This is a genomic window from Pantoea sp. C1E2, assembly GCF_056491465.1.
Genome location: NZ_JBSZHT010000002.1, coordinates 3,378,483 through 3,399,076 on the forward strand (window position 1 = coordinate 3,378,483; position 20,594 = coordinate 3,399,076).

The following is a 20,594-nucleotide window of genomic DNA, read 5'->3' on the forward strand; positions in this document are numbered from 1 at the left end:
AAAAAGGCCGGAGAATCTCCGGCCCTTTGGCAATTTATTTGTTCAGTGCACCCTGGAACACGGCCACCAGCGCGTCATTCTGCGCCTGAGTGAGCACATGGCCCTTAGGATCAATGAACTGCAGACTGCTGCGGTTATCCAGATCGCCAACCTGCAATTTGTAATCGCCGTTTGGCAGCTCAGGATCTTTCGCACCAATCGCGTCAAACGCGCTGCTGCCTGGCTGTTTGTAGGTCACTTTCAGACTACCCTGCGAGCGGTTGTCATCAGTCACTTCCATGCCCACACGCTTCAGCGCCGCTGGCAGACGCTGCCAGGTGACGTTAAACGGTGAACGCAGCACCAGCAGTGGCAGACCGGTATCATCTGCGCCGCTCTGGACATCAATCTGTCCGGTTGCGCGGCCTGCAGCGGCATCGGCGCTGGCGGTATCAATCTTATCCAGACCGGTACTGATGTCGTTTAGCATCTGGCCGGTGTAGCGTTGGATCTGCGCAGGGGAAGTCACCGTCTCACCTTTCTGCTGCAGTTCCAGCAGACGAACCGTCAGCACTTGCTGATAGCTCTGGTTCTGTACGCTGATCTGGTAACGACCGCGATACTGGTTGTCTTCATCCGCACGGTTCCACTGCACCCAATCGGTGGTCAGCTGCTGCCCAGCATCATCACGCTGTGCAATCGGGAACTTGTAAGACTGGATCACATTGACGACCTGTGACCAGATAGAACCACGGCTGCTTTCCACTGCCAACACGGCCGTGTTGCCATTGAACTGCGCACGCGTTCCGTTCAGCAACGCCAGGGGTTGAGCCGGAGGACGAATATCCAACTCTTTACCTACAGCACCCTTGGCGACAGTGTGCGGCACATCATAATCGCCATTCTGCAGAGGCAGAATCATCCCCGCCGGGGCTTTTAAATCATGCAGTTCAGGCGCCTGCAGGTAAGATTCATCACCGCTGACCTGGCGCTTATAACGCTGATCGCTGGAACAAGCTGTTAGCAGCATCAGGGTGGACAAGCCCACCACGGTTGCCAGCGTCGAGCGCTTAACTGAATAACTCATTGATTCTCCCTAATTTATCGCAGACCCGCTTTAATCAGCGCCTGAGCCGTTTTCGCCTGACCCGCTTCGGTCAGTGGCGTCATTGGCAAGCGCAGCGTGTCATCCGCGATTAATCCTAGCTGTTTCGCTGCCCATTTAACCGGGATTGGATTGGGTTCACAGAAAAGCGTCTGGTGCAGATGCATCAGACGCTGATTCAGGCGACGCGCTTCGGCAAATTTACCCTGTTGCGCCAGCGCACAGAGTTCAACCATTTCACGCGCTGCAATGTTAGCCGTGACCGAAATAACGCCATTGCCGCCCAGTTGCATGGAATCCAATGCTGTCGCGTCATCGCCGCTGACAATAATGAACTCATTATTAACCAGCTCTTGGATCTGAGTAATGCGTGATAAGTTCCCGGTCGCCTCTTTGATTCCGATAATATTTTTGATTTCAGCCAGGCGAGCCACGGTTTCTGGCAGCATGTCGCAGCCGGTGCGTGATGGCACGTTATACAGCATTTGCGGCAGATCGGTGCTCTCAGCAATGGCTTTAAAGTGCTGGAACAGACCTTCCTGGGTTGGACGGTTGTAGTAAGGCGTCACAGTCAGACAACCCACCACACCGGTGCCGGTGAAGCGTTTAGTGAGAGAGATACCTTCAGCAGTGGCATTGGCGCCGGTTCCGGCAATCACCGGGATGCGGCCATCAGCCAGCTCCAGGGTCTGCATCACCACATCGCCATGTTCTTCATGGCTGAGGGTAGCGGATTCGCCGGTGGTGCCAACAGAAACAATCGCCGCGGTGCCGCTGGCAACATGATAATCAATCAGTTTTTTCAAACTCTCGCGGCAGACATTACCTTTTTCATTCATTGGCGTAATGAGCGCAACAATACTTCCGGTGAACATGGGCTATCCCCTCGACAAACAAGTGCCTCATGTTACGTTTTACCTCGAAAGAAAAGCAAGCGAGCCAAGCCATTCCTGCCCTTGTCAGCAGTTTTTTTTATGTTTACCTTATGGTTATTAGCGAACGTACAGGAAATGCCATTTTGTCGCAGTCACAGCCTCACCATTTGGTGATCACCGCTTTGGGCGTTGATCGTCCGGGAATCGTCAATACCATCACTCGCCACGTCAGTAGCTGCGGCTGCAATATTGAAGACAGCCGTCTGGCGATGCTCGGGGATGAGTTCACGTTCATTATGCTGCTTTCGGGTAGCTGGAACGCGATAACCCTGATTGAATCGACATTGCCAATGAAAGGGGCTGAGCTGGAACTGTTGATTGTCATGAAGCGCACTAATGCGCGCATCACTCCGCCGATGCCCGCCACTGTATGGGTGCAGGTGGAAGTGCCGGATTCGCCCCATCTCATTGAGCGCTTCACCGATCTGTTCGACAAACATCAGATGAACATTGCCGAACTGGTGTCGCGTATTACCCCGGCACAGGAAGGTGTCCCACCGACGCTGTATATTCAGATGACAGCACACAGTCCCGATAACCATGCCAGTGCACCGTTTGAACAAGCCTTCAACAATCTGTGTGAAGAACTGCATGCACAAGGCTCAATTCGTCTTTATAGTGTCACCGACGATGCCAACAACACCCTGTAAACTAACGCCGGGTTATTTCTCCACACACTCTGCCGCGCGGCATACCGTGTAGTGAAATAACCCAGAGGGTGGCACCCGCTGGTACTTTTTCCCGCGATGGTGTATTACCCACAGCATGAAGAAAAAAATGGAGAGTTGTGATGAATCCACTGAAAGCCGGTGATACCGCACCGAAATTTAGCTTGCCCGATCAGGACGGCGAACAAGTAAATTTGGCCGACTTCCAGGGACAGCGCGTTCTGGTCTATTTCTACCCAAAGGCCATGACGCCGGGTTGCACCGTTCAGGCCTGTGGTCTGCGCGACAACATGGATGCGTTGAAAACCGTGGGCGTGGAAGTGCTGGGCATCAGCACCGATAAGCCTGAAAAACTGTCACGCTTCGTCGAAAAAGAAGTGCTGAACTTCACCCTACTCTCTGATGAAGATCATCAGGTGTGTGAGCAGTTCGGTATCTGGGGTGAGAAAACCTTTATGGGCAAAACCTATGACGGCATCCACCGCACCAGTTTCCTGATTGATGGCAACGGCAAAGTTGAGAAAGTTTTCGACGACTTCAAAACGTCGAACCACCACGATATCGTGCTGGATTATCTGAAGTCGGCATAAAACAAAACGGGTGCACAATGTGCACCCGTTTTCTTTACCCCTGCTGATGCTCCAGCGTGGTTTCAGGCCAGGCGCGCACCACGGCTTTGATTAACGTGGCCAGCGGGATGGCGAAGAACACGCCCCAAAAGCCCCACATGCCACCAAAAATCACCACCGAAAGTATAATCACCAGCGGATGCAGATTGACCGCTTCAGAGAATAGAATCGGCACCAGCACATTACCATCCAGCGCCTGCACCACCAGATAAACGATAAACATCGTCCAGAATTCGGTGCCTAAGCCCCACTGGAACAGACCGACGCCAATCACCGGAATGGTGACCACCATGGCGCCGATGTAAGGGATCAGCACAGAAATCCCCACCAGCACCGCCAGCAGCAGCGCGTAATTAAGTCCCAGTATCAGGAAGGCAATCCAGGTGACAAAACCTACCGCGACCATTTCCAGTACTTTGCCGCGAATGTAGTTGGTGATTTGCTGATTCATCTCCTGCCAGACCACGCCCGCCAGACCACGATTGCGCGGCAGCACACGGCGCACGGCGTTCAGCATCTGCTCTTTATCTTTCAGCAGGAAGAACACCATCAGCGGCACCAGCACCAGATAGATCATCAGCGTCATCAATCCCACCAGCGAGGCGAGAGAGTATTTCACCAGTGATTCACCTAATCCGGTCAAACGGCTGCGCAGATTTTCCACGATGATATCGATGATGCCCGCATCCACCAGCGCCGGGAAACGTTTCGGCAAACCCGCGGCATAGACGTAGAGCTTATTCAGCATGTTGGGCAAGTCACGCAGCAGGTTGATGCCCTGCTGCCAGGCCACCGGCGCGACAATCAGCACCATCACCAGCAAAATGCCAGCGAACACAATCAGCACCATGCTGGTCGCGCAGGTACGGCTGCATCCCAGGCGCTGCAGCCGAACGGTTGGCCACTCCAGCAGATAAGCCAGCACCAGCGCGACCAGCAACGGCGCCAATAACCCACTGAAGAAAAACAGGATGCAGAACGCCATCAACAAGATCACCAACAGGCCAATCGCCTCGGGATCGCTAAAGCGACGTTTGTACCATTGGAAAAGCAGAACCAGCATTTCACTTCCTTGACGCCAAAAACGGGATGACGATTGTACAGAAATTTGCAGCGATTGCCTGATGCGCATCAATGCGCACCCTACGAATATCAGATGATATTGCGCGTCTGTGCGCACCCTACGAAAACCCGACGATATCGTGCGTCCGTGCGCACCGGACACGTTGCGCTGTCTTGTTGTAGGGGAGCCATTTATGGCACCCGGAAAGCGCTAGCGCGTAATGCTACTCACCAGCGCGTCCTGGCCGGCAATCATCACGCAGTTACGCCCGGCATTTTTCGCCTGGTAGAGCGCGGCATCCGCCTGTTTCAGGCTCATGTCTTGGGGCCCGTTGTCCGCTTCCCAGCGCGCGATGCCCACCGACAGCGTGATATGGCCGACATGGTCAATCCAGCTCTCGGCAATGCTGGTGCGCACGCGCTCGGCAATGACGCGCGCTTCTTCCGTTGAGGTGGCTGGCAACAGCATCAGAAACTCCTCGCCCCCGTTACGGCACACCACGTCAGTCTGGCGCGCACTGTTGCGCAGGGTTCGTGCCACCTGTTTGATCACTTCGTCACCCACATCATGGCCGAAGTTGTCATTCACCCGTTTGAAGTGATCGATATCCAGCGCCAGCACCGCGAAGGGCTGACGCATGGTTTCGAAGTAATCCAGCACCGCACTCAGGCCACGGCGGTTAAGCAGGCTGGTCATCGGATCGGTTTGTACTTCCGATTTCAGCCGACCGATTTTGTCCTGAACCAGACCAATCCCCGTCAGCAAGGCACGTTTCACTTGTGCCGCTTCGAAGTACCAGGCACGAATACCGCCAATTTCACCCGATACGCCCTGGGTATCCATCTGGCTGGCTTTACGCGCCAGTTGCCACAGCGGCAAGGCAATCAGACGGGCGAAAATCACCGCCATCAGCAAGGTCAGCAGCGCAAACGGCACAGAGTTTTTCAGCACTTTCAGCAGCAAGCCGGAAAGCGGTAGCAGGGTGACGTCAGTCGGTTTGAGCGCCACCACCATCCAGCCAGTGGTCGGCACAATGGCGTAACCCGCCAGTTTCGGCGTGTCTTCTTCGATGACCTGCACCTCGCCATTGGTGCTCTCTTTGCGTTGACGCTCGCTGACGATCTCCGGCGCGGTTTTACCAATCAGCTGAATATTCTGGTGGTAAAGCACCTGATTGTTGCTATCCAGTACATACACGCGCGTGCCATCCCGGTAGAACTGCTCACCGAGTAACGCATTGAGAATACTTTTCTTCTTCAGATAGATGGTGCCGCCGACATAGCCAAGGTAGCGCCCTTCGTTGCTCCAGATTGGCCAGGAGACAAACACCACCAGATTGTTGGCAGCAGAGATGGTGGGTTTACTCACCATCGGTTGACGCTGCGCCAGCGCTTCCCGCGAAGCCTGGCTAGTGAGCTGCATGCCTTTGAGCATCAGTGACTCAGGCGAAATCGCTTTCACTATCCCGTTGGTATCGACCACCGCAACGGAGTTAAAGCTGTTGGTTTGCTCACGCAGACGGTTCACTTCCTGCTGCGCCAGTTCCGGATTATCAAAATCCTTGCCCAACTGCGTCGCGCTGTAGTGCAGCTGCGACTGTGCCAGCTGGAAAAAGACTTCCGTGGTGGCAGCCAGTTTGGTGGCATAAGCGCGATTGGCTTCGAGAGTGCTCTCGATCAGCACCATACGCTGCACGCGCCAGGTGGCGTACAACGTATTGGCGAGCGTAATGACGATACTGGTGATCGCCAGCAACGCGATCAGCGTACGCAGGTCAGTTTTTGGCCGGATGCGCATCAGCATGACGCAACCGCCCTGGTGTGAGAATTCATAATTTGCGTGCCTGACAATATAGTTATAGTTGGACTAGCTACCCCTGGTGAGGGAACCGCCAATTGTACACCTGCAAACCAGATTGAGCACGAACCATCCTGTCAGGCACGCGTAATTATTCAGCAAACGTTGGTGCTAATCGATCAGACCATTCGCATCATAGAACGGCCACGGTCCCGGATAATCGCCGATAGCGCACTGATGCGTCGTCATACCTTGCTGAGGATGCCAGCGATGCAGCAGGAAACCAGGCGGTTCCAGCACGAAATTCGCCGGACCATTTTCAGACAAGTCAAAGGCCACCTGATGCGACACCCCCGGTGCCACGCAGGCCAGCGTCCCGGCAAAACGCGCCTGCACCGAGCGGTGTAAATGACCACTCAGCACGCGCTCCACCTGCGGATGCTGGCGGATGATCGCCGCCAGCGCTTCAGGATTGCGTAGCGGCTGCTTATCCATATGGCCGATACCTGAAATCAGCGGTGGATGGTGCAGCATCACCAGCGTGGGCAATTGCGGTTCGCGCACCAGCTGCTCTTCCAGCCAGGCCAGCTGCGCTTGATCCACATAACCCCAAGGCTGCTGCGGCACGCTGGAATCCAGCGCCAACAGCTGCACCCCTTTCACCCGCGCCTGCCAGTTGAGGGTTTCACCGCGCTGCAGATAGTGGTGATCCGGAAACGCCGCGCGTAATTGCTGGCGATCGTCGTGATTGCCCGCCATCAGCATGTAAGGCAGCTGCAGACGACGCAGCGCCGTTCGCAGCGTTTGATACTCTTCCGCGTTGCCAAAATCCACCAGATCGCCAGTGATCACCACCATGTCCGGGCGCGGCGTCAAACGATTCAATGTCTCGATAACCCGCAGCAGCGCCGCCTGAGTATCCACTTTCTTGTACGACAGGCGACCGTTGGCCTTAATGTGTAAATCACTTATTTGCGCAATCAGCGTCAATGCTTCAGACACGAAATTATTCCTCAGGATGCAGAAAATTGGAGGGCGGCGTCCTGCGCCAGCGTCCAGCTCACCGGTTGTCCGGCGTGCCAGGTTTCACGCGCGTGGCGATCAACCTGAATCGGCGTCGCCAGGCCAATGTCGATCATCAACCGCTGCGAGGCGCCTAAAAAGGTACTGGCGAGGATAAAGCCCTGACGTGCATAACGATTGTCATCGGCGAGCAGCACATCTTCCGGACGGCAGAAGCGCTGCGGATTGCCGCGCTTATCGACATCGACGCAGTTAATCGCCCCCACAAAATCAGCCACAAACTTCGAAGCGGGATGTTGATAGATATTTTGTGGCGTATCGATCTGCACCAGACGCCCCTGCTCCATCACGGCAATACGATCGCCGAGCGCCATCGCCTCTTGCTGATCGTGCGTGACGTAGACGGCGGTGATCGCCAGCTTTTTCAATAAGGTGCCTATTTCAAGGCGCAGGCGATCGCGCAGACGCGCATCCAATGCAGCCAGCGGCTCATCAAACAGCAGCACTTTAGGGCGAGCCGCCAGCGCGCGCGACAGTGCCACACGCTGTTTCTGTCCACCGGATAGCTTATCAATACTGCGTTGTGACAAGGCGCTGAGATCCACCAGTTCCAGCATCTCCTGCACGCGCGCTTCTCGTTCTGCGCGCGCCACGCCCTGTACTTTCAAGCCGTAAGCCACGTTCTCTGCGACGTTAAGGTTGGGGAACAGCGCGTAGTTCTGGAACACCATACCGACGTTGCGTTTCTCAATCGGCAGCGCGGTAACGTTGCGATCGTCGAACCACACTTCGCCGCCATCATCGCAGCGCTCAAGCCCGCTGATGATACGCAGCGTGGTGGTTTTGCCGCAGCCAGAAGGGCCGAGCAGCACCAGGGTTTCACCGGGATTGACGGTCAAATCGAGCGGATGCAGTGCTAATTGTTGATTGAAATGACGCGAGCAACCGCGCAGCGTCACGGTAACGGCCGCAGGATTCATGCCGCCTCCTTGTTTTGGCGCGAGACCGCGCGGTTAAGCCAGTGATTGACCGCATTTAGCATCAGCAGCAGCGGTAAAATCATCAAAATGAAAATCAGCGTGTAGGCGGAACCCACTTCCAGTCGCATCGAGGCGTAACTGTCCGCAAGGCCGACCGGCAAGGTTTTGGTCAGTGGCGTATGCAACATCCAGGTAATGTTGAACTCGCCGACCGACAGAGTGATCACCATAAAGGCCCCAGCAAGTATGCCGTTGCGGCAGTTAGGTACCACCACGGTAAAGAAGCGCTGCCACAGGCTGGCTCCGAGACTGGCAGAGGCCTCTTCCAGGCGCGGCATATCCACCGCCTGCATCACTGCCAGCACCGGGCGCATCATAAACGGCAGCGTAAACAGCACGTGACCAATCAGAATAAACACCCAGCTGTCACGCAGGCCGGAGAACTGGCCGTACAGCAGAATGATACCGAGCGCGGTGGCTAAACCGGGCAACGCCACCGGCAACATCAGGCACTCTTCAATACGTGCCGCCCAGCGTCCAGGCGCTTTTAACAAGCCCCACGCGGCAGGTACGCCAATCGCTAGCGTGACCAGTAAGCAGAACAGCGCAATCAGCAGCGACAGCCAAAACGTGTCGGCATACATCTCCCACACCTGCTCAACCCACTTCAGGGTCAAGCCGCTGCGCAGGCCGATAAAATAGTTGTTAGTGACACCTGCCAGCATCGACAGCACCACCGGCACGATCATAAACAGCGCAGTCAGCGTGGTGACCAGCAGTTGCAGGCTAAACAAGCCGCGACGATTCATACTGCCCCCTTATGTGCCAGACGGCGCGCCAGCATCAGCGCCAGCCAGGCCACCGCGCCCATCACCACCGACAGCGCCGCCGCCGTGGCAAAGTTGGCGTAGTTGGTGAATTCGCCATAAATGGTCAGCGGCAGTACTGCCAGATTCGTACCCAGAGTGAAAGCAGTGCCGAATGCGCCCATGCTAGTGGCGAAACAGAGCGCGCCGGTAGAGAGCAACGCCGGTTGCAGTCCGGGCACAATCACATCCCAGGTAATTCGCCACTGGCTGGCACCGAGTGAACGTGCCGCCTCTTCCAGCGAGCGATCGAGCTTTTCACTGGCGGCCACCAGCGTGACGATGGCGCGCGGCAGCGAGAAATAGAGATAACCAATAAACAGTCCGGTGAGTGAGTAAGCCAGCGTCCAGCGTTCGTGCAGCAGGCTCATGCTGATTTGTGCCAGCAAGCCCTGACGACCCGCCAGCATCACCACCAGGAAACCCACCACAACGCCAGGAAAGGCCAGCGGGAAGGTTAATAAGGCTAATAATGTGCCGCGCCCAGCAAAACGCTGTCGCGCCAGAAAACAACCAACGATGGCGGCAATCGCCAACGTCACTACCGTCACGGCCAGGGACAGCACAACGGTATTCAACAAGCTAAACAGATAGTTTGGCTGAGTGATCACCGTCCAGTAGCCGCTGTGCTGGGTGGTGCGATCGTTCTGCATACCGATTTGCAGCAAGCGCGCAAACGGCAGCAGCCAGAAGGCGCTGAAGAACAGCAGCGCGGGCAACGCCAGCCATAACCATTTGCTGCCCGGCAAGCTGCGAGCCTGGCGGCGTGAAGCCGCCAGGGTGTCGGAGATCGACATGATTAATGAATCTCGCTCAGGTACTTAGCAGAGAACGCTTTCTGTGCATCGGCCATCTGCTGATAGTCGACGGTTTGTGCACGAGCGTAATCGCTATCCGGCAGGAAGAATTTTTTCGCTTCGGGTGACATCGCTGAAGTACGCACCGGGCGCAGGAAGGCGTTCGCCCAGATCGCCTGACCTTTGTCAGACAGCACATAGTCGATCACTTTCTTGCCGTTGGCTTCGTGTGGCGCGTTCTTCACCAGACTGATGACGTAAGGAACGGTCACCGTGCCCTCTTTCGGGATCACAAACGCGACGTTGGCGTGATCTTTATATTTGGCGCGATAAGCGTTGAAGTCGTAGTCGAGCAGAATCGGGATTTCGCCAGAGAGCAGACGCGCGTAGGCAGTTTGCTTCGGTACGATTGGCTGGTTGGCCTGCAACTTCTTGAACCAGTTCAGCGCAGGTGTGAAGTCCTGCATGTTGCCGCCTTTCGCCTGGTTAACTGCCACAGCAGCCACATAACCGACAAAGGCACTGGCCGGGTCGAGATAGCCAATCATGCCTTTGTACTCAGGCTTCAGCAGGTCATCCCAGGATTGCGGGATCGGCGCGCCGCCGAGAGCATCCACATTCACCATAAAGCCCATGGTGCCAGAGTGCAGTGCGACCCACTTGCCGTTGGGATCTTTCATTCCTGCGGGGATATCATCCCAGTGCTGCGGCTTGTAGCCGGTGATGACGCCCGCGCTGTCTGCCTGGATGCCGAAACTGACGCCGTAATAGACCACATCTGCAACTGGATTACCTTTCTCCGCCACCATTTGCGCCAGCGCCTGGCCGGAATTTTTGTTGTCTTGTGGCACGGTGATGCCGGTGTCTTTGGCAATGGCTTTGAGCTGTGTGCCCCAGTCAGCCCACTCGGGCGGACAGTTGTAGCAGATCGCGGTGTCTGCGGCCTGAGTGAAAGTACTGAACAGCGAACCGGCGGTCAGCGCGATCGCTCCTGCAAGAATTTTCATTTTTTTATGGAATTTCATGGTGGTTATGGTTCCCTGGTGGTGGCAGTCAAAACGGTAGCTGGCGCGGCGATGCTTTCACCGCTCCGCAACCGGTGGGCCAGTACGCGAGTGCCGCGGCTGGCTTGTTGTAACAACATATCGATGGCACAGGCACCGAGCATATCCGCTGGCTGCGAGACGCTCGCCAGCGATGGCGCAATCTGCTCGCCAATATCGATGCCATCAAAGCCCATCACCGAGAGCTGCTGCGGGATGCGTACACCGGCACGCGCCGCAGCACCAATCAGGCTGATGGCGAGCAAATCATTGGTACATATCACCGCCGTCAGCGGTGCTACGCCTTGCAACTGCGGTTGCAGCAGCGCGAAATCAGAATGGGTATGGCTGGCCATTTCAATCACCGGCAGCGCGTTCAGCCCTGCGGCCTGCATCGCATCGCAGTAGCCCTGATAACGCAGGCGAGCGCGGTCAGATTGCAGCATCGGACCGGCGATCATGCCGATATGGCGATGGCCAAGAGACAGCAGTTGCTCGGTGGCTTCCCGCATCGCCTGCTGGTTATCCACGCAGATGGCTGGCCAGTGGCTCTGTTGCGGAACGTTGTGCGCGAGGACAAAAGGCATACTGGCTTCGTGCAGCGTGGTCAGTACCGCGCTGTTATCCGCATCGGCAACGGTCAGCACCAGGCCAGCGACGCGCTGACGCAGCATATGTTCAACAATTGCCGCTTCACGTTCTGGCTGATAGTCACTGGTCGCCACCAATAAGCCATAACCCGCCGCGCGCGCCTGACGCTCCATTGCCTGTAACTGCCGTGAGAAGATCGGGTTAAGCAGTGAAGGCAGCAGCACACCGAGCGTGGTGGAACTTTGCGTACGCAGCTGACGTGCAATGTGATTGGGACGAAATCCGAGTTGTTCTGATGCCGCCAGCACCTTTTCCAGCGTGTCCGGCCGTAGCAGATGGGGATCAGAAAATGCGCGCGCGGCGGTAGCGCGTGATACGCCAGCCAGCTTTGCCACACTGATTAAATCGGACATGTTCGCCTCGTAAATGAGCAATGAGATCGATCTCATTGGCGCTTAAAGTAGCGGCGAACTGTGACAGCAACATCGCGGGGATATGACGGAAAAATGACAGCAGCGCGAACTGCTGTCAGAAAGGAATTACAACATGAGGAAGGCGTAACCTTCGTTTTGCAGCGAGGCAACCGTGGTGCCGCTGGAGAGGGTATGCGTCACGCGGGTATCTATCCAGTCTCTCTGTAGCTGATGGAAGGCCACCGACTGGTCGCAGATTGTCACCTTCACACCTGCCTGCTTCAATTCATCAATCAACTTCAGGTTCGGGTTATCGCTGCCGTAAGCTTTGCGGAATTGTTCGTTATTGAGCGCAGCGGGCACTGCGTCGCTGTTGATCGACACGACAAAATTCAGCTGATTCAGCGGTACACCGGCAGCGTAATAGAGGTTAGTGACACGTGCCACACGTTCCAGTCCGAGGTTAGGTTGACGAACATCCCCTTCCGTGCGGTTGATCTGAAAAACGATCTTATTGCTCAGGCCTGGCGTATTCGCGGGGTTGTAATCTGGCGTATTCACAAAATGGATTTTGCCGTAGCCCGCGATGGCTGGCGTGCTCCAGAAGTCCGCTGGCTCGCTTTTGTTGTCAGTAAACTTGCTGCTGACCTTATCCACCAGTTCCGGAAGCTGTAATACATTACCACCCACAAAACCTGCCAGTGCGGCGATAACAATATAAGACGCTGGACGCATTTCACTTTCCTCGATAGAAGAGCCTAAGCCCAATTACATTTGCAGGAAGGCATAACCCTGATTTTCCAGCGTCGACACGGTGGTCGGGCTGGATAACGCATGAATAACCGATTGATCGATCCACTCTTTCGGGAAGTGATGGAACGCCACTGACTGATCGCACACCGACACTTTGACGCCTAATTTGTTGAGCTCGCCAATCAGCGCCAAATTAGGGTTGTCGGCCTTATAGAACTGTTGGAAATGCGCGTTATCCAGCATGGCGGGCGTCGCATCGCCGGTCACGGACACCACAAAGTGCAGCTGGTCTGCGGACACCCCTGAAGCAATGTAGAGGTTCACCACGCGAGCCACACGTTCCAGCCCTAAGTTAGGGCGCTTCATGTCTCCTTCACTTTTGGTGATTTGAAACACTACTTTGTTGCTCAGTCCCGCTACCGGTTTAAACGCGGCATCAGATTCGTAATGGATTTTGCCGTAGCCTTCGACGGCGGGCGTGCTCCAGAAACCGTCCGGATCGGTCGGTTCGGCAGAAAAATGGCTCACCACACGCTGATAAATATCATCACTTTTGCTGACGGTGGCGCCAACAATCCCGCCCACAATGGCAATCAGGGCGTAAGAGACAACAGAACGCATAAAAAACTCTCCGGCATGCACTGCGCGAATTCACAGTTCGTTTGAATAAAGTGCCTTATCTATACCACAGCGTGAGCATGGCAAAAGTCCTGTAGTTTCGGGCTGTACGGGGTTTTCATTGCGGAAATAATAATTAGTCAGGCTAATTGAATAATGCTTTTGATTGAGAGGAAGGCAGGACTAAAAAAATAACTGGCATGAATCGATTACCCTCTGTTGAGGTTTTATAAAGCGGGTAGCGATGAAAATATGACCATACTTAACTAAAATTTCAGCGGATGTTTAAAATTCACCATTAAAATCACTGATGGTTAAAACAGGACAGCTCACTGTTTTAGCGCGTGTTTTTCAGAGTAAACCTGGAAAAGTTCATGCCAGATTCAATTATTTTGAGCAACTTTACGTAACTTTAACTTCCTGGCCTGTAAAAGCGCTAACCTGGTCATGGCGGGCTATTCAATTTTTTGCTGCAATTAACGCCTGCGGTAACCATTTTTTCATTTTAAGCCTGTGTCGCTTCTTCATTTGCTTGTTACCGCCCGCTGGTTAAGATAGAACCGCTGCGTCAAAGGAAAGTACGCGCAGAACATTTGAACGACTTACCTGTCCAATTGCAGGTGACTTTTACAGGATCAAGGCATGTTTAACCGGTTGAAGAAATCAGTGCTGGCGGCCCTTATTCCTACGCTGCTGCTGACGCCCGCGCTCTCGGTGCGCGCTGACGTGAGTGATAATCTGCCCGATATGGGAACCACGGCGGGTTCGACGCTTTCTATTAATCAGGAATTACAAATTGGCGACTTCTATGTGCGCCAACTGCGCGCCAGTGCGCCGCTGATTAACGATCCGCTTCTCAATCAATACATCAATGAGCTCGGCCAACGCCTGGTCGCCCACGCCAACTCGGTGCGCACGCCGTTTCATTTCTTTTTGATTCAGAATGACGAACTCAACGCCTTCGCCTTCTTTGGCGGCAATGTGGTGCTGCACTCGTCGCTGTTCCGCTACACCGACAATGAAAGCCAACTGGCATCGGTGATGGCGCACGAAATCTCTCACGTCACGCAACGTCACCTGGCACGAGCCATGGAAGAGCAGAAACGCAATGCGCCGCTCACGTGGGTCGGTGCATTGGGTTCGATTCTGTTAGCCATTGCCAGCCCGCAGGCCGGGATGGCGGCGTTAACCGGTACTTTGGCGGGCACGCAGCAGGGCATGATCAGCTTCACTCAGGCCAACGAGCAGGAAGCCGACCGCATCGGTATTCAGGTGCTGCAACGCGCCGGTTTCGATCCGCAGGCAATGCCGAGTTTCCTGCAAAAGCTCGCCGATCAAAGCCGCTTCTCCTCCAAACCGCCGGAAATTTTGCTGACGCACCCCTTGCCGGATAGCCGTTTAGCCGATGCCCGAAATCGTGCTAACCAGATGCGCCCGGTGGTAGTGCAGTCATCGGAAGGGTTCTATATGGCGAAGGTGCGTTCGTTGGGCATGTACGCCACTGGCCGCAATCAGCTGACCGATGACCTGTTAAATGAATACGCCAAAGGCAATTCGCGTGAGCAGATGGCCTCGCAATACGGTAAAGCGGTGCAATTCCTGCAGGCGAAAAGCTTCGACAACGCGAAAAAGATCATCGCACCGATGCTAGCCAAACAGCCGGATAATATTTGGTTCCTTGATATCATGACGGATATAGATATTGGTCTGAGTCAGCCGCAGCAGGCCATCAGCATGCTGTCCAGCGCCAAAGGCAGCAGCATCAGTCCGGTGTTGCAGCTCAACCTTGCTAACGCTTATGTGGAAGCCAAACAGCCGGCGAACGCCAGCCGCATTCTGAATCGCTATACCTTTGCACACCCGGATGATGTCAATGCCTGGGATTTGCTGGCGCAGGCTTCCGCGGCGCAAGGGTTACGAGATGAAGAATTGTCGGCACGTGCGGAAGGTTTAGCGCTGAATGGGCAGCTCGATCAGGCGATCACCACCTTAAGCAGTGCCAGCGCGCAGGTGCCGCTCGGTAGCCTGAAACAGGCGCGTTACGATGCCCGCATCGACCAGTTCCGGGAATTGCAAAAGCGGTTCCGTCAGTATCAGAAAGGATAAAAAAATCATGGTGAGCATTTATCACAACCCGCGTTGCAGCAAGAGTCGCGAAACCATGGCGCTGTTGCAGGAAAAAGGCATAGATCCTGAAGTGGTGCTCTATCTTGAAACACCGCCTGACGAGCAGGCGCTGAAAACATTGCTTCAACAACTTGGCATGAGCAGTGCACGCGAACTGATGCGCCGAAAAGAGGATCTGTATAAAGAATTGAATCTGGCGGACAGTGAGCTGAGTGAAGATCAATTGCTGCAGGCAATGGTGGCGCATCCAAAACTGATCGAACGCCCCATCGTGATCAACGGTGACCGGGCGCGTATTGGACGTCCACCGGAAGCGGTGCTGGAGATCGTTTAAAGCCCCAGCGCTTCTTTCACAAAAGGAATGGTGAGTTTGCGTTGCGCGCTGATTGAGGCGCGATCGAGCCGATCGAGCGTGTCAAACAGCGTACGCATTTCACGATCGAGGCGTTTCAGCAAGAAGCGCCCGACATCTTCCGGTAACTCGAAACCGCGCAGTCCGGCCCGCAACTGCATCGCCTGTAATTTGTCTTCGTCAGAGAGCGGCTGTAAGCGATAAATCTGGCCCCAGTCGAGCCGTGAGGCAAGATCCGGCAGTGCGAGATTGAGCTGACGCGGCGGACGATCGCCGGTGATCAGCAAACGCGTTTTGCCGATTTCCAGGATACGGTTGTAGAGATCGAAGATCGCCATCTCCCACTCTGCGTCTCCGGCAATGCATTCGATATTATCGATACACACCAGCGCCAGATTCTCCATACCATCCAATACTTCCGGCACGAACCAGGTGCGTTTATCCAGCGGAACATAACCTACCGCTTCACCACGCGCAGACATTTCCGCGCAGGCGGCGTGCAATAAGTGGCTGCGGCCGCCGCCTTCGCGTGACCAGAAATAGAGATAGCTGCCGTGCTGCTGAGAAAGTGCGCCTTGCAGCGCCGCCAGCAAAGACGGATTTTCCCCCGGCCAGAAACTGGCAAAGGTTTCATCATCGGGTAAATAGAGTGGCAGTGAAAGCTGTGCCGGCGTGTTCAGAAGTACCTCAACGGATGAGCAGGCAGAAAACGGCGCAAGTTTATCACGATCTTTGCAAGAGATGAACCGGGCTTCCCTGCCCGGCAAAGCGCATCAGGCTTCGCGCTTTTCTTCGGCATCCAGCACCACTTCTTCCGGACGTAACAGGTTGATTACGCGGAAAATCAGTGCCAGTGCTACGCCGACGATGGTTGCCAGCGCCATACCTTTCAGCTCAGCGGCGCCGATGTGCACTTTGGCACCACTGACGCCGATGATCAGGATCACCGAAGTCAGGATCAGGTTCTGCGCTTTGTTGTAATCCACTTTAGATTCAATCAATACGCGAATACCGGATGCACCGATCACCCCGTACAGCAGCAGAGAAACGCCACCCATTACCGGTACCGGGATCGCCTGAATCGCTGCCGCCAGTTTACCTACGCACGAGAGCAGAATCGCGAAGATCGCCGCCCCGCCAATCACCCAGGTGCTGTATACGCGGGTAATCGCCATCACGCCGATGTTCTCACCGTAAGTGGTGTTTGGCGTTGAGCCGAAGAAACCGGAGATCATGGTGGACAAGCCGTTAGCAAACATTGAGCGATGCAGGCCAGGATCGCGAATCAGATCTTTCTTCACGATATTCGCCGTCACCACCAAATGGCCGACGTGCTCAGCAATCACCACCAGCGCTGCAGGCAGGATGGTCAGCATCGCTGCCCATTCGAAGCGCGGCTTGTAGAAGGTAGGCAACGCGAACCACGGCGCATCGGCAACGGATTGCCAGTTTACGATGCCCATAAAGGATGAGAGCGCGTAGCCCGCCAGCACGCCGATCAGAATCGGGATAATGGCAAGGAAGCCGCGGAACAGCACCGAACCAAACACGGTCACACCGAGCGTCACCATCGAGATAATGATGGTTTTGCTATCAGGTGAGGTGCCATCTGCCGGCAGCAGACCCGCCATATTGGCAGCGACACCTGCCAGCTCAAGGCCGATAACGGCAACAATTGCGCCCATCGCGGCCGGTGGGAACATCACGTCAAGCCAGCCGGTGCCGGCTTTTTTGACAATCAGCGCCACCACGCAGAACAGGAAACCACACAGGATAAAGCCGCCCAGCGCCACTTCATAACCCAGCGGCAATAAAAGCAGTACCGGTGAAATAAAGGCAAAGCTCGAACCCAGATACGCCGGGATTTTGCCTTTACAGATAAACAGATACAGCAGCGTACCGACGCCGTTGAACAGCAAAACGGTGGCCGGGTTGATGTGGAACAGAATCGGCACCAGCACCGTGGCGCCAAACATGGCGAACAGGTGTTGTAAGCTGAGTGGAATGGTTTGCAGCAGCGGTGGACGTTCGTCTACCCCGATAGCCCTACGAGTCATCATTTATCCCCTTCCCCTGCGTCCTTCAAACCATGGCTGCGTTGGCTGCTCTCGTTAACCCGAATCACTTACTGGAGTAAACTCATCGGGATGACCTCGATTGCCGCCTTGCCATGGCTCGAATGACTTGGGGATGATTGTTGTGTTTTTGCCAAAAAAAAGCCGACTCTCTGGCCGGCTGGATGCTTTATTTATTTCGTTCCGAAAATCTTGTCGCCTGCATCACCCAAGCCTGGAATGATGTAACCCTTCTCGTTCAATCCCTGATCGATTGACGCGGTGTACAGCTCAACGTCCGGATGTGCTTTCTCCAGCGCGGCAATCCCTTCCGGGGCTGCCACCAGCACCAGCACTTTAATGCTGTTGCAGCCGGCTTTCTTCAGCAGGTCGATAGTGGCGATCATCGAACCACCGGTTGCCAGCATTGGATCTACAACTAAAGCCAGACGCTCTTCGATATTGGATACCAGCTTCTGGAAATACGGCACTGGCTCCAGCGTCTCTTCATCACGGTAGATACCGACTACGCTGATGCGCGCACTGGGTACGTGTTCCAGCACACCTTCCATCATGCCGAGGCCCGCACGCAAAATCGGCACCACGGTGATTTTTTTGCCTTTGATTTGGTCAACGTCAACCGGGCCGTTCCAGCCTTCGATGGTGACGCGCTCCGTTGCCAGATCGGCGGTGGCTTCATAGGTCAGCAGACTGCCCACTTCCGAGGCCAGCTCGCGGAAGCGTTTGGTGCTGATATCATGCTCACGCATCAGGCCCAGTTTATGTTTGACCAGCGGGTGTTTGACTTCCACGATCTTCATGATTGTTCTCCCGGAATTGAGTTGAGCTAAAAAAAAATCGCCGGATTATACCGCCTTTTTGCCGCCGCGCCACTTGTCATTGGTCAAGGGCTTAGCGAGATCCGCGTGATCATAATGATTGGCGAAAAATCAGCGCTGTGCAAAGCGGCGTGAGATGGGACTCGCAAACGTTTGCCTGCACTGGTAGAATTAGCGCGCTTAATTTTTGCCACCAACCGCAATTCGCGTGGGGATTCCGCAGTGACCGACAAAACCTCTCTCAGCTACAAAGACGCCGGTGTTGATATCGATGCTGGTAACGATCTGGTTGACCGTATTAAAGGCGTAGTAAAGAAAACTCGCCGCCCGGAAGTGATGGGTGGATTGGGTGGCTTTGGCGCGCTCTGTGCGCTGCCGCAGAAATACCGCGAGCCTGTGCTGGTCTCCGGAACCGATGGCGTCGGCACCAAGCTGCGTCTGGCGATGGATCTCAAACGTCATGACAGCATCGGTATCGATCTGGTTGCGATGTGTGTCAACGACCTGATTGTGCAAGGCGCTGAGCCGCTGTTCTTCCTCGACTACTACGCGACCGGCAAACTGGACGTGGATACCGCTTCAGCGGTGATCACCGGTATCGCCGAAGGTTGCCTGCAGTCGGGTTGTGCGCTGGTCGGCGGTGAAACCGCTGAGATGCCAGGCATGTACCACGGTGAAGACTACGACGTGGCGGGTTTCTGCGTCGGCGTGGTGGAAAAATCAGAAATTATTGACGGTTCGAAAGTACAGGACGGCGACGTTCTGGTCGCGCTGGGTTCAAGCGGCCCGCATTCGAACGGTTATTCTCTGGTGCGTAAGATTCTGGAAGTCAGCCAGACCAACCCAGAAACCAAACAGCTGGATGGCAAGCCATTGGCTGACCACCTGTTGGCACCGACCCGCATTTACGTGAAAAACATCCTTAGCCTGATCGAGCAGGTGGATGTGCACGCGATTTCTCACCTGACCGGTGGCGGCTTCTGGGAAAACATCCCACGCGTGCTGCCAGACAATACTCAGGCCGTTATTGATGAGAAAAGCTGGCAGTGGCCGTCTGTGTTCAGCTGGCTGCAGCAGGCTGGTAACGTCAGCCGTCACGAAATGTACCGTACCTTTAACTGCGGCGTGGGCATGATCATCGCGCTGAGCCCGGCCGATGCCGATAAAGCGGTACAGCTGATGACCGACGCTGGTGAGCAGGCGTGGAAAATCGGTGTGATTAAAGCCTCTGACTCAGAAGAGCGAGTGGTTATTAATCCATGAAAAAACTGGTTGTGCTGATCTCCGGCAACGGAAGCAATCTTCAGTCCATCCTCGACGCCTGCGAAAGCGGGCGTATCAACGGCAGCGTCGCTGCCGTTTTCAGTAACAAAGCCTCAGCGTTGGGTTTGACGCGTGCGCAGGAAGCCAGCGTACCGGGTCATAGCCTTGCCGCCAGTGATTTTGCCGACCGCGATGCCTTTGATCGCCAGCTGATGCAGGAAATCGATGCCTATGCGCCGGATTTAGTGGTGCTGGCCGGTTACATGCGCATTCTCAGCCAGGCGTTTGTCGCGCACTATCACGATCGCTTGATCAACATCCATCCGTCGCTGCTGCCGAAATATCCCGGACTGCATACCCATCGTCAGGCGCTAGAAAATGGCGATGAGGAACACGGCACATCGGTACATTTTGTGACAGATGAGCTGGACGGCGGACCGGTGATTTTGCAGGCCCGCGTGCCGGTATTTGCTGAAGATGATGAAGAAGAGATCACCTCACGCGTGCAGCATCAGGAACATGCGATCTATCCGCTGGTGATAGGCTGGTTTGTCGATGGGCGCTTGCAGATGCGTGAAGGAAAAGCCTGGCTGGATGGGCAACCATTGCCGCCTCAGGGTTACGCGCACGAATAAATTCCTCGGTGCGCATGAATGCGCACCCTACAATTTACGCTGAACATGGGTCTCGGTACGCATG

At 55.2% G+C, this 20,594-nt stretch carries 21 protein-coding genes; 6 read left to right on the top strand and 15 right to left on the bottom strand.

Going from position 1 to position 20,594, the window contains the following annotated elements; translation table 11 throughout:
• Positions 1-34: 34 nt before the first annotated feature.
• Positions 35-1,066, bottom strand: a complete 1,032-nt coding sequence (bamC, locus tag ACXI0A_RS16165) for an outer membrane protein assembly factor BamC (protein WP_084936187.1) — start codon at positions 1,064-1,066, stop codon at positions 35-37.
• Between the two features lie 14 nt (positions 1,067-1,080).
• Complete coding sequence (gene dapA, locus ACXI0A_RS16170) at positions 1,081-1,959, bottom strand: 4-hydroxy-tetrahydrodipicolinate synthase (RefSeq protein WP_224930664.1); 879 nt, start codon at positions 1,957-1,959, stop codon at positions 1,081-1,083.
• A gap of 110 nt (positions 1,960-2,069) precedes the next feature.
• On the opposite strand from dapA, the gene ACXI0A_RS16175 reads away from it, so the two are divergent.
• Together ACXI0A_RS16175 and bcp are read left to right on the top strand one after the other, a co-directional pair.
• Positions 2,070-2,669, top strand: coding sequence for a glycine cleavage system transcriptional repressor (locus tag ACXI0A_RS16175; protein ID WP_414004074.1), 600 nt, complete (start codon positions 2,070-2,072; stop codon positions 2,667-2,669).
• Between the two features lie 140 nt (positions 2,670-2,809).
• The gene (gene bcp, locus ACXI0A_RS16180; RefSeq protein WP_224930659.1) at positions 2,810-3,277 is read left to right on the top strand and encodes a thioredoxin-dependent thiol peroxidase; all 468 of its coding nucleotides are present in this window, start codon (positions 2,810-2,812) and stop codon (positions 3,275-3,277) included.
• Positions 3,278-3,311: 34 nt separating this feature from the next.
• On the opposite strand, the gene ACXI0A_RS16185 is transcribed toward bcp, so the two are convergent.
• The 10 genes from ACXI0A_RS16185 to ACXI0A_RS16230 all read right to left on the bottom strand — a co-directional run bounded on the left by ACXI0A_RS16185 (position 3,312) and on the right by ACXI0A_RS16230 (position 13,263).
• Complete coding sequence (locus ACXI0A_RS16185; RefSeq protein ID WP_476147724.1) at positions 3,312-4,379, bottom strand: AI-2E family transporter; 1,068 nt, start codon at positions 4,377-4,379, stop codon at positions 3,312-3,314.
• A gap of 210 nt (positions 4,380-4,589) precedes the next feature.
• A complete protein-coding gene (locus ACXI0A_RS16190; protein WP_476147722.1) occupies positions 4,590-6,182 on the bottom strand; it encodes a diguanylate cyclase in 1,593 nt (530 codons plus the stop codon).
• Positions 6,183-6,347: 165 nt separating this feature from the next.
• Entirely contained in the window at positions 6,348-7,178 is an 831-nt protein-coding gene (locus tag ACXI0A_RS16195; protein WP_476147719.1) for a metallophosphoesterase, read from the bottom strand.
• Between the two features lie 11 nt (positions 7,179-7,189).
• Complete coding sequence (locus ACXI0A_RS16200) at positions 7,190-8,179, bottom strand: ATP-binding cassette domain-containing protein (protein ID WP_476147717.1); 990 nt, start codon at positions 8,177-8,179, stop codon at positions 7,190-7,192.
• The gene (locus tag ACXI0A_RS16205; RefSeq protein WP_224930645.1) at positions 8,176-8,988 is read right to left on the bottom strand and encodes an ABC transporter permease; all 813 of its coding nucleotides are present in this window, start codon (positions 8,986-8,988) and stop codon (positions 8,176-8,178) included. Before ACXI0A_RS16205 ends, ACXI0A_RS16200 begins: the two co-directional genes overlap by 4 nt.
• Complete coding sequence (locus ACXI0A_RS16210; RefSeq protein ID WP_476147715.1) at positions 8,985-9,842, bottom strand: ABC transporter permease subunit; 858 nt, start codon at positions 9,840-9,842, stop codon at positions 8,985-8,987. Before ACXI0A_RS16210 ends, ACXI0A_RS16205 begins: the two co-directional genes overlap by 4 nt.
• A gap of 2 nt (positions 9,843-9,844) precedes the next feature.
• Positions 9,845-10,849 (bottom strand): ABC transporter substrate-binding protein, encoded by a 1,005-nt coding sequence (locus ACXI0A_RS16215; protein WP_414004078.1) that lies wholly within the window; start codon positions 10,847-10,849, stop codon positions 9,845-9,847.
• A 23-nt stretch (positions 10,850-10,872) separates the two neighbouring features.
• Complete coding sequence (locus ACXI0A_RS16220; protein WP_476147713.1) at positions 10,873-11,889, bottom strand: substrate-binding domain-containing protein; 1,017 nt, start codon at positions 11,887-11,889, stop codon at positions 10,873-10,875.
• Positions 11,890-12,015: 126 nt separating this feature from the next.
• Positions 12,016-12,624 carry a DsrE family protein gene (locus tag ACXI0A_RS16225; RefSeq protein ID WP_224930634.1) on the bottom strand — a complete coding sequence of 203 codons (609 nt, stop codon included), beginning with the start codon at positions 12,622-12,624 and terminating at the stop codon, positions 12,016-12,018.
• 33 nt (positions 12,625-12,657) lie between these two features.
• Entirely contained in the window at positions 12,658-13,263 is a 606-nt protein-coding gene (locus ACXI0A_RS16230; protein WP_476147710.1) for a DsrE family protein, read from the bottom strand.
• Positions 13,264-13,902: 639 nt separating this feature from the next.
• On the opposite strand from ACXI0A_RS16230, the gene bepA reads away from it, so the two are divergent.
• On the top strand, positions 13,903-15,366 hold the full coding sequence (gene bepA, locus ACXI0A_RS16235; RefSeq protein WP_476147708.1) for a beta-barrel assembly-enhancing protease: 1,464 nt from the start codon (positions 13,903-13,905) through the stop codon (positions 15,364-15,366).
• Positions 15,367-15,373: 7 nt separating this feature from the next.
• Entirely contained in the window at positions 15,374-15,721 is a 348-nt protein-coding gene (arsC, locus tag ACXI0A_RS16240) for an arsenate reductase (glutaredoxin) (protein ID WP_476147706.1), read from the top strand.
• Here the strand turns inward: arsC and hda are convergent.
• The 3 genes from hda to upp form a co-directional block, all read right to left on the bottom strand.
• The gene (hda, locus tag ACXI0A_RS16245; protein WP_034825971.1) at positions 15,718-16,419 is read right to left on the bottom strand and encodes a DnaA inactivator Hda; all 702 of its coding nucleotides are present in this window, start codon (positions 16,417-16,419) and stop codon (positions 15,718-15,720) included. The two genes, arsC and hda, sit on opposite strands and share 4 nt — an antisense overlap.
• Positions 16,420-16,512: 93 nt before the next feature.
• Complete coding sequence (gene uraA, locus ACXI0A_RS16250; protein ID WP_476151020.1) at positions 16,513-17,796, bottom strand: uracil permease; 1,284 nt, start codon at positions 17,794-17,796, stop codon at positions 16,513-16,515.
• Between the two features lie 191 nt (positions 17,797-17,987).
• Positions 17,988-18,614, bottom strand: a complete 627-nt coding sequence (gene upp / locus ACXI0A_RS16255; protein ID WP_100701256.1) for a uracil phosphoribosyltransferase — start codon at positions 18,612-18,614, stop codon at positions 17,988-17,990.
• Positions 18,615-18,854: 240 nt separating this feature from the next.
• Here upp and purM point away from each other — a divergent pair, with 240 nt between their 5' ends.
• Positions 18,855-19,895 carry a phosphoribosylformylglycinamidine cyclo-ligase gene (gene purM / locus ACXI0A_RS16260; RefSeq protein ID WP_224930623.1) on the top strand — a complete coding sequence of 347 codons (1,041 nt, stop codon included), beginning with the start codon at positions 18,855-18,857 and terminating at the stop codon, positions 19,893-19,895.
• A complete protein-coding gene (gene purN / locus ACXI0A_RS16265; RefSeq protein ID WP_224930620.1) occupies positions 19,892-20,530 on the top strand; it encodes a phosphoribosylglycinamide formyltransferase in 639 nt (212 codons plus the stop codon). The genes purM and purN overlap by 4 nt, the downstream gene beginning before the upstream one ends.
• The last annotated feature ends 64 nt before the right edge of the window (positions 20,531-20,594 follow it).